Source organism: Asaia sp. A2 (assembly GCF_057319415.1).
Genome location: NZ_JBXWTO010000003.1, coordinates 219,351 through 234,590, shown reverse-complemented (window position 1 = coordinate 234,590; position 15,240 = coordinate 219,351). Strand labels below are relative to the sequence as shown.

9 protein-coding genes and 1 tRNA gene are annotated in these 15,240 nt (G+C 58.4%); 4 read left to right on the top strand and 6 right to left on the bottom strand.

Annotated features, from left to right (window positions below; all coding sequences use genetic code 11):
* Positions 1-224 (top strand): transposase (locus ACWNRM_RS04440; protein ID WP_485169516.1); only part of this gene is annotated, 224 nt, incomplete at its 5' end.
* Positions 225-707: 483 nt separating this feature from the next.
* On the opposite strand, the gene ACWNRM_RS04435 is transcribed toward ACWNRM_RS04440, so the two are convergent.
* Positions 708-781: transfer RNA gene (locus ACWNRM_RS04435), tRNA-Cys, on the bottom strand.
* Positions 782-973: 192 nt separating this feature from the next.
* Between ACWNRM_RS04435 and ACWNRM_RS04430 the strand changes: the two genes are divergently transcribed.
* Together ACWNRM_RS04430 and ACWNRM_RS04425 are read left to right on the top strand one after the other, a co-directional pair.
* The gene (locus ACWNRM_RS04430) at positions 974-2,443 is read left to right on the top strand and encodes a TolC family outer membrane protein (RefSeq protein WP_485169517.1); all 1,470 of its coding nucleotides are present in this window, start codon (positions 974-976) and stop codon (positions 2,441-2,443) included.
* 250 nt (positions 2,444-2,693) lie between these two features.
* Positions 2,694-5,381, top strand: a complete 2,688-nt coding sequence (locus ACWNRM_RS04425; protein WP_485169680.1) for a valine--tRNA ligase — start codon at positions 2,694-2,696, stop codon at positions 5,379-5,381.
* A gap of 58 nt (positions 5,382-5,439) precedes the next feature.
* On the opposite strand, the gene ACWNRM_RS04420 is transcribed toward ACWNRM_RS04425, so the two are convergent.
* From ACWNRM_RS04420 to ACWNRM_RS04410, 3 genes are all read right to left on the bottom strand, one after another.
* Positions 5,440-7,932, bottom strand: a complete 2,493-nt coding sequence (locus ACWNRM_RS04420; protein ID WP_485169518.1) for a TonB-dependent siderophore receptor — start codon at positions 7,930-7,932, stop codon at positions 5,440-5,442.
* A gap of 202 nt (positions 7,933-8,134) precedes the next feature.
* Complete coding sequence (gene lldD / locus ACWNRM_RS04415; protein WP_485169519.1) at positions 8,135-9,289, bottom strand: FMN-dependent L-lactate dehydrogenase LldD; 1,155 nt, start codon at positions 9,287-9,289, stop codon at positions 8,135-8,137.
* A gap of 82 nt (positions 9,290-9,371) precedes the next feature.
* Positions 9,372-11,045, bottom strand: coding sequence for an alpha-keto acid decarboxylase family protein (locus ACWNRM_RS04410; RefSeq protein ID WP_485169520.1), 1,674 nt, complete (start codon positions 11,043-11,045; stop codon positions 9,372-9,374).
* Between the two features lie 113 nt (positions 11,046-11,158).
* Between ACWNRM_RS04410 and ACWNRM_RS04405 the strand changes: the two genes are divergently transcribed.
* Entirely contained in the window at positions 11,159-12,073 is a 915-nt protein-coding gene (locus ACWNRM_RS04405; RefSeq protein ID WP_485172154.1) for a LysR family transcriptional regulator, read from the top strand.
* Between the two features lie 32 nt (positions 12,074-12,105).
* Here ACWNRM_RS04405 and ACWNRM_RS04400 read toward each other — a convergent pair whose 3' ends face one another.
* Both ACWNRM_RS04400 and ilvD read right to left on the bottom strand, forming a co-directional pair.
* Positions 12,106-12,942: a DUF1868 domain-containing protein gene (locus tag ACWNRM_RS04400; protein WP_485169522.1), complete on the bottom strand. Its 837-nt coding sequence runs from the start codon at positions 12,940-12,942 to the stop codon at positions 12,106-12,108.
* Between the two features lie 203 nt (positions 12,943-13,145).
* Positions 13,146-14,996: a dihydroxy-acid dehydratase gene (gene ilvD, locus ACWNRM_RS04395; protein ID WP_485169523.1), complete on the bottom strand. Its 1,851-nt coding sequence runs from the start codon at positions 14,994-14,996 to the stop codon at positions 13,146-13,148.
* Positions 14,997-15,240 lie beyond the last annotated feature (244 nt).

Below are 15,240 nucleotides of genomic sequence, written 5' to 3'. Positions count from 1 at the left end.
AGGCGGCGATCGAGGCCGCCGGAGCCAGCCTGCGGTTCCTGCCGCCCTACAGCCCGGACTTCAACCCGATCGAGATGGCGTTTTCCAAACTCAAGGCCCATCTCCGCCGCGCCGCCGAACGCACCCGAGACGGGCTTTGGAACAGGATCGGCAAACTCATCGATCAGGTCGCGCCCGCAGAATGCGCCAACTTCTTCACCGCCGCTGGATATAAGCCAGATTGAGAGGAAAACGCTCTAATCAGTGCATGAATACGCTCTGCCTGCACCCCGATCTGGTGAGATAGACGATCCCCGCCAAGCAGTCTGACGGCAGGATTGCCGGCCGTGGCGACAAGAGCGCACCCGTGAACCGCACTCCCCGGGCTGACGCCAAATCGTTCAGCCGCCTGACGACGCAACAGACCGTTTGATACGGCCGCAACAACACGTCCGCAAAGATCCAGAGACAACGTGCGTGATGACATCCACAACCGGCCCCCATCCCGGCTGGTTCCTGGATCAGATCGCCGCCATTTTGGGTGTCCCAACCGATTCAATCGGGGCAGAAAACGCTCTAACCATCCGGGCAGGTAAGGAAGATGTGCGGGGTTTTGTTTCCAGGCGGCGTAAAGGCCTACGCTTGCGGCGCACGTACTGTATTGCACGCCACGAGAGTTTTCTAGAAACTCTGTGCAAATGGAAAATTTGAGAGATTTTTTTGGGGGGTGGAGGTCCGGGCGGGAGTCGAACCCACGTAGGCGGATTTGCAGTCCGCTGCATAGCCATTCTGCCACCGGACCAGCTGGTGTGAGCGCTATATCTCTCGTTGCGTCTCGCGGGTCAAGGGGCTTCGAGCGGGTTAATCGAGAAATAAGAAGAAATTTCCGAATGCTTTGAGTTATGGCATAGGAGCGATCAAGAGCAACTCAACACCAGCGTACGAAACATGCCAGCACGTCGTTGCAGCGTTGCCGTTTATCGAAAGGGCATCCATGAAAACGGATCAATTAAAAGCCTATACTTCGCTCAGTGTCGGTCTGATTGTATTTCTCAACGGCACGACGGCTCTCGCGCAGACTTATGACGGCAAAGGTTCGCCCGAATTCATTCCTCATACGCTGAAAGAAGCTCTGGCTACTGCCTATCTCACCAATCCGACCTTGCGTCAGGAGCGGGCGAGGCTACGGGCAACCGATGAGCAGGTGCCCTCGGCGCTTGCCGGCTGGCGGCCCCAGATACAAGGCCAGGCCGGGCTGACCTACTACCGAGGCACGAATGCCTATGGCGCTCAGGGACCAGAACCAGGGTCGAGCTTTGGAACTCCAGCCTATAGCCGGTCCTATTCCACACCTGGTTATCAGGGTGGGGTCACGATCACCGAGAATCTGTACACCGGAGGCAAAACGACAGCCCAGACGCACCAGGCGGTCAACACGGTGATGGCAGAACGCGCCCAGTTGATCGAGACCGAGCAGCAGGTCTTCAATGACGTGGTGAATGTGTATCTCGGTGTGATCCGCAGCGAGCAGATTTTGCAGATCAACATCAACAACGAGCACGTTCTTGAGGAGCAGCTCAAAGCGACACAGGATCGCTTTCAGCAAGGTGAAATCACGCGAACCGATGTCGCGCAGGCGCAGGCGGCTCTGGCAACGGCCAAAGCCACACGCCAGCAAAGCGAGGGGACCTTGCGTTCTGCCCAGGCGACATATCAGCAGATTGTTGGCGTTCCGCCCGCGCCAAATCTTGTAGCACCCCAACCGCTCGCGTTACCGGTGAAGGCTGAAAAGGATGCCGTTGAAGAGGCAACGCGCAACAACCCTCAGATCATCAATGCACTATTCATCGAGGCACAGCAAAAGGACAATTTCTCGGTACAGCTCGCCCAGATTCTCCCTAAAATCTCAGCAACCCTTGGTTATTCCTACATCAAGAACCAGGGTTACGGGAAAATGGTCACGGACAACAAATATGGCATGATCAATTTCGATGTGCCGATCTATCAGGGGGGCGCGGAATACGCGTCAGTGCGGCAGGCGCGCCAGCAATATCTGGCTGCGCGCAGGGCAACGGAGATTGCTCGTCGCTCCGCCGCCCAGACGGCGTCATCCAATTGGCAGCAGTTCCGGTCCTATAACGACTCCATCACCAGTAATCGTACGGCAATTGCCGCCAACGTTATCGCACTCGATGGCGTGGAACGGCAGGCCATTGTCGGTACGAGTTCGACCCTTGAAGTTCTTCAGCAGCAGCAGACGCTTCTGCAGGCTCAAACAGCGCTTGTGCAAAATCTTGCAGGGCTGGTGCAGTCTTCCTACGCTGTAGCAGCAGCCATGGGGCGGTTGACTGCGGCCGATCTCAAGCTCGACGTACCGATTTATGATGAGAAAGCGTATTACAAGGCCGTCAAGGATCGCCTGTGGGGTATCAATGATTACGCTGTCGGTCAGCCTGGTCGCTGAAAAAGGCTGAAAGCCGGCTCTACGGAGGGGGTAATTCTTCTTGATGCCTGGCGCGGTATCTCCTCGAACCTGTTGCGACTTCCTGCCTCTATTCTGGATCCAGTCTGAGGCGTCCTTCATCTCGACCTGATCCCCTGCAACAGAGGGGTTTGGCGAGGCGCTTTGGAAAATGTAGAATACGGTCTTGAACGTTCGATTCATGCCCGGCGTCCAGAGGGTCGGGCATGGCAAGACAGGTGACAGGAAGACAATGCTCGAAAAGACTTTCGACCCCGCGGCATGCGAAGCCCGCCTTTATGCCCAGTGGGAGGCAGAGGGTCTTTTTGCGGCGCATCCTGAGAAAGGGGGCGACGCATTCTCCATCATGTTCCCGCCGCCGAATGTGACCGGTACCCTGCATTTCGGTCATGCGCTCGATTTCGTCCTTCAGGATATCCTGATCCGCTGGAAGCGCCTTGAAGGCTGCAACGTCCTCTGGCAGCCTGGTACAGACCACGCTGGCATCGCCACGCAGATGGTTGTTGAACGCGTGCTCGACAAGGAAGGCGTCAGCCGCAAAGAGATGGGGCGCGAAAAATTCCTCGAACGCGTCTGGGCCTGGAAAGAGCAATCCGGCGGCCAGATTATCAAGCAATTGCGCACGCTCGGTGCGTCGGCCGACTGGGAGCGCGAGCGCTTTACCATGGATGAGGGCCTGTCACGCGCTGTTCGGGATGTGTTTGTCACCCTGCATCAGCAGGGCCTGATTTTCCGTGCCAAGCGTCTGGTTAACTGGGACCCGGCGTTCCGCTCAGCCATTTCCGATCTCGAGGTCGAGAACAAGGAGACCAAGGGCTCCATGTGGTATCTACGCTACCCGGTTGAGGGTGGCGGGACCATTGTCGTGGGTACCACACGCCCCGAGACCATGCTTGGCGATACCGCCGTAGCCGTCCATCCGGAAGACGAGCGTTATACCGCGCTGATCGGCAAGTTCGTGACGTTGCCGCTTACGGGCCGTCGCATTCCTATCGTGGCCGATACTTACTCCGATCCCGAGAAAGGGAGCGGCGCGGTCAAGATCACGCCCGGACATGATTTCAACGATTTTGAGGTCGGCAAGCGACATGATCTGCCCATGCCGAGCATCCTGGACGAAGCGGCAGCGATCTGGCTGGGTGAAATCGCGTCTGAGCTGCGGGAGATCGACGGGCTCTCCTCCATCGACTTCGTGCGTTCGCTCGAAGGGATGGACCGTCTCGAAGCGCGCAAGCGTATCGTGGAGGAGCTGGAACGTCTCGAGCATATCGAGAAAATCGAACCGCACACGCTTCAGGTGCCCTACGCCGAACGCGGCGGTGCCATTGTCGAGCCGCGTCTGACCGAACAGTGGTATTGCGACGCGGCAACCCTTGCCCAGCCTGCCATCAAGGCGGTGGAGGAGGGGCGTATCCGCTTCGAGCCTCAGCAATGGGAGAACACCTATTTTGCCTGGATGCGTGACATTCAGCCCTGGTGCATCAGCCGTCAGCTCTGGTGGGGGCATCGTATCCCGGCGTGGTACGGCCCGGAGGGAAGCGTGTTTGTGGCGCGTAGCGAGGAAGAAGCCCTTGCTCAGGCACGTGCGCAGTTCGGCGACGATGTCAGCCTGACGCGGGATGAGGACGTGCTGGATACCTGGTTCAGCTCGGCGCTCTGGCCTTTCACAACGCTCGGCTGGCCGGACAAGACAGCGGAGCTCGCGCGTTATTATCCGACAAGTGTGCTCGTCACCGGGTTTGACATCATCTTCTTCTGGGTTGCGCGGATGATGATGATGGGCCTGCACTTCATGGATGACGTGCCATTCAGCACGGTCCTGATTCATGGGCTGGTGCGTGACGAGCGCGGTCAGAAGATGTCCAAGAGCAAGGGCAATGGCCTCGATCCGCTCGATCTCGTGGCCGAGTTCGGCGCAGATGCGACACGTATGGCAATCTGTGCCCTGACAGGGCCGGGACGCGATATCAAGTTCGGCCGCAAGCGCGTGGAAGATTACCGCACCTTCATCACCAAGATCTGGAATGCAGCGCGCTTTTGCGAGATGAACGGCGTCAAGCCTGTGAGCGGCTTCGACCCGGCCAGCGTGCAGAGCGTACTCGGGCGCTGGATCCTCGATGAGGCATCAAAGGCCGTTGTGAGTGCCAAGGCAGCGCTGGATGCCTATCGTTTCGACGAGTTTGCAGGCACCTGCTACCGCTTCGTCTGGAACGTGTTCTGCGACTGGTTCCTCGAACTTGCAAAGCCTGCCTTTGCCGCTGAGAATACGCCGGAGCAGGATGAAATCCGTGCGGTCGCTGCCCATGTTCTCGGCACCATTCTGCGAATGATGCATCCTGTCATCCCGTTCGTGACGGAAGAGCTCTGGCAATCCTTCGAGTTCGGCGGAAGTGTGGCACAGTCCGCCTGGCCGACGCCTGTTGCGCCGCAGGGTGCGGAGGCTGCATCACTTGAGATGGACTGGGTGATCCGTTTCATTGGCGAGATCCGAACCATACGTTCGGAAATGAATATTCCTCCGGCGCAGATGGTGCCGGTCCAGCTGCGTGACGCAGCACCGGAAACACTGGCGCGCGCAGAGCGCTGGGCGGCTGTAATCGGGCGCATGGCGCGCGTAACGTCGGTTTCCGCTCTGGCGGGCGAGCCTCCCAAGGCAGCGGCGCTGACGGTGATCGATGAGGCAACACTCGTCCTTCCTCTAGAGGGGCTGATCGATATCGGCGCTGAAATCCAGCGTCTGGAAAAGGAAATCGATCGTCTTGCCAAGGAAATCGACAAGGTCGAGCGCAAGCTCGGTAATGCCGATTTCGTGGCACGCGCCAAGCCGGAGGTCGTCGAGGAAAACCGTGAGAGACTGAGCAGCTTCAGCCATGACAAGAAGCGTCTTGAAGCCGCACTCTCGCGTCTTTCTGCCGCCTGAGCCGATCAGAGCAAGACAGGCTGGCACCCGATATCGTGCCGGCCTGTTCGACCCTCCGTCAGTAATGGCCGCGTAGCGTGAAGCTGAAAGTTCTTGGCTGACCATAGATCATGCCGTCATAAAAGCCCGCCTGACGGACATAGGTCTTGTCGGTCAGGTTGGTGATGTTGCCGGTCAGGTCGAGCCATTTCATCAGACGGTAGCGCGCCATGAGATTGACCAGCGTATAGCCATTTACGGTCAGATTGGAGGCATCATACTTCCCATGCCCCAGTGGCCGCCCCGGATTTGTAGCCCATTGCGTGCTCGTCTGGCTTGAGATTCCCCCACCAATAGTCAGGTGCTTCAGGCGACCGTGGAAGGTATAGCTCGTGGTCAGACGAACCAGATGTTGCGGATCCTGACGGTAGCTCAGCCCTTTTTCGTTGAGGTAGCTGTAGCCAAACAGCACATTCCAGCCCGGGAGTATCTCCCCCGAGGCATCAAAATCTACCCCCTCGGTCTTCACCCCGTTGACTGACTCATAGACGGATTCACCCGTTTGCAGATTGGTCGCGCCCGTCGCCTGGGCAACATTGTTCTGACGGTTAAGATAGAAGGCGAGGGTGGTGTTCAGTCGCCCACCGTAGAAGGCACCTTTTATACCCGTCTCATAGCTCTTGCCCATGACCGGCGACAGCGGCTGGTTGTTCGCATCCCGCAACTGGGATTGCGGGGTATAAACGTTGGTATAGCTGCCATAAAGGGACAGGTTGCGGGTGAAATCCCAGACAGCGCCAGCATAGGGTGTGAGAACAGCGTTCTGCCGTCCTGTGCCGGTCTGGCCCGAATAGACATTGGCCGTTGTATAGGTGCCGCTATAGGCCTCGTAAGTGCTGACGCGACCGCCCAGCACCAGTGACACGCCCTTTGCAAGAACGAAACGCCCGGACGTGTAGGCACCATAATTGCGTGTGACATCGACCTCCCGCGTATGAGTGCGATGCGTCTGAAAATTCGAGTAATCGCCGTTCCAACTGCGCCAGTTGGCAATAGGGAGCCCGGTTGCGCGATATTGACAGGCGTTATAGGGAACGACCCCGGCAATCGAACAATTACCGAGAGCATTGCTGAAGCTCCAGGTCGTCAGCGTATCATTATAGCCATTGAAGCCGAAAACGAGCTGATGGGTACGACCGAAAGCCCGGAAAGGCCCCCCAATATGCACATCGGCATTGTCACGTGAATCGGCATATTCAGCATGGAGAGCATTGAGATAGGCTCCGGTTCCATCCTCGTTCCAGAACCCGGCATAGCCGCCTGTTTTCTTCGACCCGTTATTGATCTTGGCAACGCCGAGATTGTTGTATGATCCTCCTTCGGTACGCATGTAGCCAACCTTGAGGTGCCACTCGCCGCCAAAGCTGTGGTCGTAATTGGCGAAGGCGGTGTACTGGTCTCGCAATGCGGTGCTCCAGTTTGCGACCGGATTGGTGCTTCGGGGCAGGTTGGTTGTTTTGCCGTCAGCAAACCATATCGGCACATTCGACCCCCAGGACGCGCCGTCATTGCGTGTGCGCTCATACTGGAAACCGTAATTCAGCGTATCACGCGGCGAGAGATCGATGGCGTAGTTGGCCAGAGCGCCCAGACGGTTGACATGTTCGCGCACACGAAACGTGTCGGTATCGTCCCAAGAGAAAACGTACCGACTGCGTATGGTACCTGAGTGATTCATTGGCACATTCACATCGGCCATGACACGATGCTCGTTCCAGTTTCCCAGCCTGAGCAGACCACTCACCGTGAATTCCTTCGTGGGGGCCTTGCGCTGTAGGTAGATCGTGGCTGAAGGATCGCCCGTGCCTCCCATGAGACCATTCGCGCCCCGTACGATCTGGGCATTTTCGTAGAGATCCATGTTCATTGAGGCGCCGACGCCACCAAAGCTTGCTGACGCATCGATCTGCATACCGTCAATACGGTAGTTGGTGATATCGAACCCGCGTGCCCGATAGGTCGTGCGACCCGCGTTGTCATTCGAATAAGATGAAACGCCGGGTGCCGTACCGAGCACGTCGTCCAGCGTATTGATCTGTTGATCGTCCATGAGCTGGCGGGAAATGACCGTCACGGTTTGCGGTGTCTCGCGCAGACTCAGTGGCAAGCCGGTCGAGGTTCGCGTTTCGGCAATGGTGTAGCTGCCTTTCTCCCATGCGCGGGCACGGACATTGATCTGCTCGCTGCCAGCATGATCACGGTCGTCGTGTCTGTGATGGTCGTGGCGATGCCTTCTGAGGGACGTGCCACGGGGCGAGGGTGCAGGATTGCGGGTGGACGTGTTGTCCGTTCCCGGACCGGGTGGCGTGTGTCGGGTGGTGCTGATGCCGGTAGCTGGACGATTTGCGGATGTCTTGAGTTCGGTCGGGGAATGAGCCAGCGCGTCCTGCCCGGCGGTGGCCTGTGACGGCGCGGCGTCAGCGCTTTGCCTGGAAGACAGGCACAAAATACAGCCACCAAGCGCGACGCCGGCCTTGAGTATATATCTGCCGGATCGCCTGTCTCGGGTCATATTAAGCCTCCATTGCGAAACTGATAGTCATTCGCAATTGGCTCATATCGAAAGTGATAAGAAATGAAAAGTCACATTGTGATTGTCTTTTGACACACAGACACGCGTCCTGGTTGGGCACGTTTGTCGAGGCGCATGACGAGTTGGGGCGGCAGCGAAGCCACCCGCCACAGCTTGCCAGTCGTTGTTCCTTCGCGCGTTCTCAATCGCGCTTGCCGTATTCAAGCTCGTCGAGCTTGTCGCGCGTGATCTCGCTGATCGACCCAGCGCCAATAAGCGTCATGGTCACCTTCAGATCGGCGGCAATCAGGCTCATCAGGCGTCGGACACCTCTCTCCCCATCGGCCGCAAGGGCATAGATATAAGAGCGTCCGAGCAGGACACCTTTGGCGCCCAAGGCGATCATGCGCGCGACGTCAAGCCCGGAACGTATTCCGGAATCAGCCAGGACGGCCATGCGATCCCCCACCGCCTCTGCAATGGCAGGCAGTGCCCATATTGTCGGCGCCGCCCCATCCAGCTGACGTCCACCGTGGTTCGAGACGATCACGCCGTCAGCCCCCATGCGAAGCGCATCGCGTGCGTCCTCGGGGTCAAGAATCCCCTTGATGATCAAAGAGCCTTTCCAGCTCTCGCGTATCCATTCCAGATCCTGCCAGCGTATGGACGGATCGAAGTTCGATCCGATGAATCCCATATAATCCGACATGGTCATGCGGCGCCCGGTATAGGCCTCGATATTCCCGAAGGAGAGCGGACGCCCCCCGAGCCCGACCTCAAGAGCCCAACGCGGATGAGCCATTGCCTGCGCATATTGTCTCAGCGAGGCCAAAGGCCCTGACATGCCGGAATGACGGTCGCGATAGCGTGAACCCGGAACCGGCATATCCACGGTGAAGACGAGTGTCTTCATTCCGGCCTGCCACGCACGATCAAGCGAATTCTGCATGTAACCCCGGTCCTTCAGGACATAGAGTTGCGACCACAGATCGCCCCCTGCATCGCGCGCGACCTCTTCGATGGAACAGACCGATACTGTCGAGAGCGTATAGGGGATTCCTGCGCGTTTTGCTGCGCGGGCCGCCTGAACCTCGCCGCGTTTCGCATACATGCCGGTCGCCCCTACCGGAGCAAGTGCGAACGGGAGGGACCAGCGCTGACCGAGAATTTCAGTCGAGAAACTCGGCGTGCCGACGCCCGAAAGCACACGCTGACGGAATCTTATCTGCTGAAGCGCATGCTGATTGGCCCGCATCGTGCTCTCGGTGACAGCGCCACCATCGATATAATCGAACAGAAAGCGGGGCAGGGCGCGCCTGGCTGCTTTTCGGTAGTCGGTCGGTGCAGATATGATCATGTCTTGTGATCCAGTCTTCTGGTGGCAGAGCGCGGATGTTCGTGTAACACGCTCCTTTTTCTTTCTTATCGTTGAGGCGACATCACTCGACGCGAGGGGCTGCAGAATTCGTTGCAGCGACGACCTTGCCCCATTTGCGAAGAGTCTCGGTGCAGTCGTCGCGGTCGAGCGCACATTCGATCAGCGTGGGGCCTCCAGTATTGGCGAGGGCTTTTCTGATAGCATCTTCAAGCTCGGCCCCCGTCGAAGCGTGCAATCCCAGACCAGAACCGGACTCAGCATTGAATACATCCATAAGCCCTGCATAATCCCAGTTTTTCACATAGTTGTAAGGGCCGTCATGAATGGCAATTTCGATAACATAGCCCCTGTTGTTGATGAGAAAGATGATGACGGGCAATTTGTGCCGGATCATCTGCGATACTTCCTGTGCAGTGAGCTGAAAAGAGCCATCACCCACCATGATGATATGACGTCGTTCGGGTGAGCCCATGGCATTGCCAAACCCGCTCGGGATCGACCAGCCGATATGTCCCCATTGCATCTCGAGTTCGACGCGCGCCCCCTCTGGCAGACCAAGGCGCAAAGCGTTGAACCATGAATCACCTGTCTCGGCCGATAACGTCGTTTCGGAGGTGATTAACCCCTGTATCTGACGCATCATCTCGTCATTGGTCAGGCTGGCCCCAGGATCAGCCGTGACCGGGGCAAAACGCGGGGAGGCCTTTTCATCAGTGTGACAGGTCGCTGCGGGCAGGCGTTCCCTGAGCCCTTTCAGGAAAGCCCCCATCGTCACACGGTCAAATGTCATGCCATCCACGGTTATCCGGTCTGGATCGGCAGTAAGAACCTGCGCGCCTTGCGGCCAGGCATTCCAGCCAACCGTGCTGTAATCATTGAAAACCGGACCGAGGCATAACAGTGCGTCGGCTTTCTCCACCAGGTTCTGAACCCCAGGGTCACTGACTTCCCCCCAGTAAAGCCCTCTGAACGAGGCATGGGTTTCCGGGAAGAAGCTCTTGGCGGCCGCCATGATGGCAACCGGCCATGCGGTATATTCTGCCAGCTCAGCAGCGGCTTTCCCTGCGTGGGCGGATCGGATACGGCTGCCGACGAGGACGACGATATTTTTCTTGCCGGAGAGCCATGACACCGTCTTGTCGAGCGCTGCCCTGAGGCTGGTACCATCACCTTCATTCATCAGAAGCGCTTCAATCGGTCCCGGCCGTGAGCAGGGGGCATTGGCCACGTTGCAGGCAATGTCGAGATAGGCAGGTTTCTGTTCGCGCAGTGCGGTGCGAATTACATGATCGATCTTCGCCGGTGCACTGGCCGCATCGTTGATGCTCTCGGCAGCGCACGTCACCTCCCGCGCCATGTTGATCTGAAATTCGTATGTTGTCTTGCCGAGCGTATGATGAAGGATACGCTCTGAGCCGCGATCATTCGAATTCGGACCACCGGAAACGAGGATGACGGGCAGATTTTCCGCATAGGCCCCAGCCAGGGCGTTCATGGCGGAAATGGCACCCACACCGAAAGTCACGACGGCAGCTGCGGCGCCCCGTGCTCGGGCATAGCCTTCAGCAGCAAAGCCGCAATTGAGCTCATTGCAGCAATAGACCTGCTTCGTGCCATTTTGGGTGAGCAACTGGTCCAGAAGCACGAGATTATAGTCACCCGCAACGGCAAAATGCTCTTTGATTCCGATCTGCGCGAAGCGTTCGGCGAGATACTGGCCTACCGTGAATGTCATGATCATCATGTCCTGTTTGAAGAAAATCTCAATCCCGACATTGATCCTATGACTGACAGTTGGAGACATCCAATATATGTTGGACAGGTTTTCCATATCCGAAAGATATGACGTTGGATCTTCGTCACCTGCGTTATCTCGTGACAATTGCCGAATGCGGAACGTTCACGCGCGCATCGGAGCAACTCAACATTGCCCAGCCTCCACTGAGCCAGCAGATACGCCGCCTTGAGGAAGAACTGGGTGTGCGCCTGTTCGACCGCTCTCGACAGGGTGCCTCGCTGACATCGGCAGGATTGCAGCTTGTTGAACGCGCAAGGAACATACTGGCCTTGTCCGAAGAGTTTCGATCCTTCGCCCGCGGGCTTGCGGAGGGCTATGAGGGAAGCCTGCGTATTGGCATGGCAGGGGGCGTTACCCTGCTGCCGCTCATACCATCGGCGATCCACGCCTTTCGTCAGGAGCGGCCCGACATCATGGTCACGCTGGAGGAAAGTAATACGCCAGCGCTCTGCACAGCCTTGCGTCATGGTCAGGTGGATGTAGCCATCGTGCGGCCGCCTGCACCGGACCCTCATATCGTTGTCAGGCCGCTCATGGATGAGCCGACTGTAGTGGCGCTGCCGGTCTCGCACAGACTTGCGGGCAAGGGGGCCATTCATCTGTGCGATATTGCCGAGGACCCTCTAATCCTTTTCGAGCGCCATCTTGGACCGGGCTTTTACGATACGATCATCGCGGCCTGCCTCGAAGCGGGGTTCTCACCTCATCTCGGGCAATCAGCTCCGCAGGTTGTCGCCACGATTCCTATGGTTGCCGCTGGTATGGGGGTGACAATCATCCCGGCTTATCTAAGCCAGCTTCACGCGCATGGCGTGAGTTTTCATCCGATCGAGGGCGCTATGCCTCGTGCAACGATTGCGATGGCGCTTGCCGAAACCGCGCCCACGCAAGCTGTCCGGATATTTGAGCGTATCCTGCGTCAATCATGCGAGGCCCTGACCGAGGGCGACTCTCGCCCCACTTGAGGCTTGCAGGCAGGAGCCGACAGGGAGCGCGGTCAGGAAACCCTGCCACGCAGTGCGATTATTGGCGTGAAGGCGAACATTGTCTCGAAGCTGCAGAAGACAGGGGCAGGGAGGGTGAAGGTCCCCAGTTTTTCCGCAGCATCCTGACGCCAACGATGTACCGCCCTGCGCAAACCCCATTTTACTCCGTGGGGGATATGGCGAAACCGGTAGGCATAGGTCGCGTGGAACATATACTTCATGAGGTCATCCGGTTCAAAACGCATGACTTCCGCAATCTGGCGTCGCAGATCATAGAGTCCAGTTGCCATGGCCGCGCAGGCCGGGCGCAACGGCGTACCGACAACCGGTGCATGATAGCGGTCGGGGTCGATCTGCATCTCGATACGCTCCGGGATGTCAAAAGCCGCCCTGGAAAGGCGCTCGGCCAGAAGATCATTCACCTGTCTGGCTGACATCTCCGGTGAGATGCCCAAGGGCAGTCTGTTTTTCTGCCGTTGCTCAGGATCGACACCGCCGAGGATCGTCATGTGATAGCTCGATGGCGGCGTCGCGGTCATGTACGGCGCATAGGTGCTCGTGATCAGGCGATTCATGTCCAGCATGGCCTGGGCCAGAGGATGGGAAACCGGGAAGGGACAAATCGTCGTATTGCCGGGCCATACAAGGACTTTGCCGGTTTCGTCGAATTTGCCGAGGCGTTCGCCCTCGTGTGTGGCTGAACCCTCGGGACATTGCGCATCGTCTTCCGATCGGGACGCACTACGCGCGGACAGTGTCGCGTAAGCAGCAAGACTCCCGGCTCCGGCACAGAGAAACGTACGACGGCCGAGGGGGGGCGTGAATCGGGCCAGTCGTCTCGTATCCATCCTCGTCTCTCCACGTCGTTACAGCCCGGTCAACCGTGCTGGTTGTCGTGACAGAACATGACATGTCACGGCAAAACGTATCTGAGCGTGAATTCTCGATGACAAGCAACAGGCGAGAAAACATTTCAAGGGACGACACCGTCTTTCGGAGACGGGTATCTTGTCTTCTCTCTCACGGGAGGGTGTAACCCTCCCGCCTTGCTTCAGGAACGGCGCGTAATCTGGCTCAGGTCACGCACGGCGCCATTGGCAGCGCTTGTGGTGAGCAGGCCATAGGCGCGCAGGGCGGGCGACACCTCACGCACGCGATCAGGGAGCCATGCTTCGGCACCCCGGGCCTCCATGGCTTCACGACGTGCCGCCAGGACAGACTCTTCGATTACCACGCGGAGCACGCGGTTCGGGATATCGATTTCGATCTGATCGCCATCCTCGATCAGGCCAATCAATCCTCCTTCGGCTGCCTCGGGTGAAATATGACCAATCGAGAGTCCCGAGCTGCCGCCCGAGAAACGACCATCTGTAATCAGCGCACAGGTCTCGGCCAGACCCTTCGATTTGAGATAGCTTGTCGGGTAGAGCATTTCCTGCATGCCGGGGCCGCCCTTGGGGCCCTCATAGCGAATGACCACGACATCACCATCGACGATCCTGTTTGCCAGAATGCCTGACACGGCGTCTTCTTGGCTTTCAAATACGCGGGCCCGCCCGGTGAAGGTCAGAAGGCTATCCACAACGCCCGCTGTTTTCACGATGGCGCCCGCTTCCGCGAGGTTGCCGTAGAGTACAGCCAGTCCGCCATCCTGCGAGAAAGCATGAGCGCGATCGCGCAGCACGCCATGCTGACGGTCGGTGTCGAGCGCATGATAGCGGCTGGATTGCGAAAAGGCCTGGGTGGTACGCACGCCGCCCGGTGCAGCCAGAAAGCGCGTGCAGGCGTCGTCATCGCCTTCGAGAATGTCCCATTTCGTCAGCGCGTCCCTGAGGGTCGGCGCGTGAACGGTATGGGCGGTTGTATCGATGAGGTCGCAGCGGGCGAGTTCGGCCAGAATGGCCGGGATGCCGCCTGCACGATGCACGTCTTCCATATGCACGTCGTTCTTCGCAGGCGCGACCTTGCAAAGATTGGGCACCTTGCGCGACAGACGGTCTATGTCGGCCATGTGGAAATCCACCCCGGCCTCACGTGCGGCAGCCAGAAGATGCAGAACCGTATTGGTCGAACCGCCCATGGCGATATCGAGCGTCATGGCATTTTCGAAAGCTGCCTTGGTGGCAATGCTGCGGGGCAGGGCGGTTGCGTCATCCTGCTCATACCAGCGACGGGCAAGCGAAACGACCAGACGCCCGGCCTCAAGGAAGAGCTCGCGGCGGTCGGCATGGGTGGCCAGCAGGCTGCCGTTTCCAGGCAGGGAAAGACCCAGCGCCTCGGTCAGGCAGTTCATGGAATTGGCGGTGAACATGCCCGAGCACGACCCGCAGGTCGGGCAGGCAGAGCGCTCGATGGCTTCCGATTCTGCATCCGATACTTTCGGGTTGGCGGCGGCAACCATGGAATCCACGAGATCGAGCTTGCGATTGATGCCGGGGCCATCCAGCTTGCCGGCTTCCATAGGCCCGCCCGAGACGAACACGACAGGGATGTTCAGACGCAACGAGGCCATGAGCATGCCCGGCGTGATCTTGTCGCAATTGCTGATGCACACCAGCGCATCGGCGCAATGGGCATTGACCATGTATTCGATTGAATCGGCGATCAGCTCGCGCGAGGGCAGGCTGTACAACATGCCCCCATGGCCCATGGCGATGCCGTCATCCACCGCGATGGTGTTGAACTCGCGCGCAATGCCACCGGCTTCAGCAATTGCCCCACCGACCAGCGCCCCCATATCCTTGAGATGCACATGACCGGGGACGAACTGGGTGAAGGAGTTGGCGACCGCAATGATGGGCTTGCCGAAATCCTTGTCCGTCATGCCCGTGGCACGCCAAAGCGCGCGGGCACCGGCCATGTTGCGGCCGTGGGTGGTGGTACGGGAACGATAGGCAGGCATGAGACTGATCCGGGAGGGCTGGAGTGAGGGGGCGTGTTGCGCATGAAATGCAATAGCAACGAGCCCGCACGAGTATTTTTATTACCCTGTGCGAAATAACGTGGCCAATCGCTTGCCGCAAGGGGAAGTCTGTTCAATCATCGCGCCGCTTGTCATTGAACCAGAGGAAAAACCGCGTGCGCGTTGGCCATTTGACCCGATCCCTGCTTCTTGTGACCTCCTGTCTGCTAGGGGCCTCGCAAGC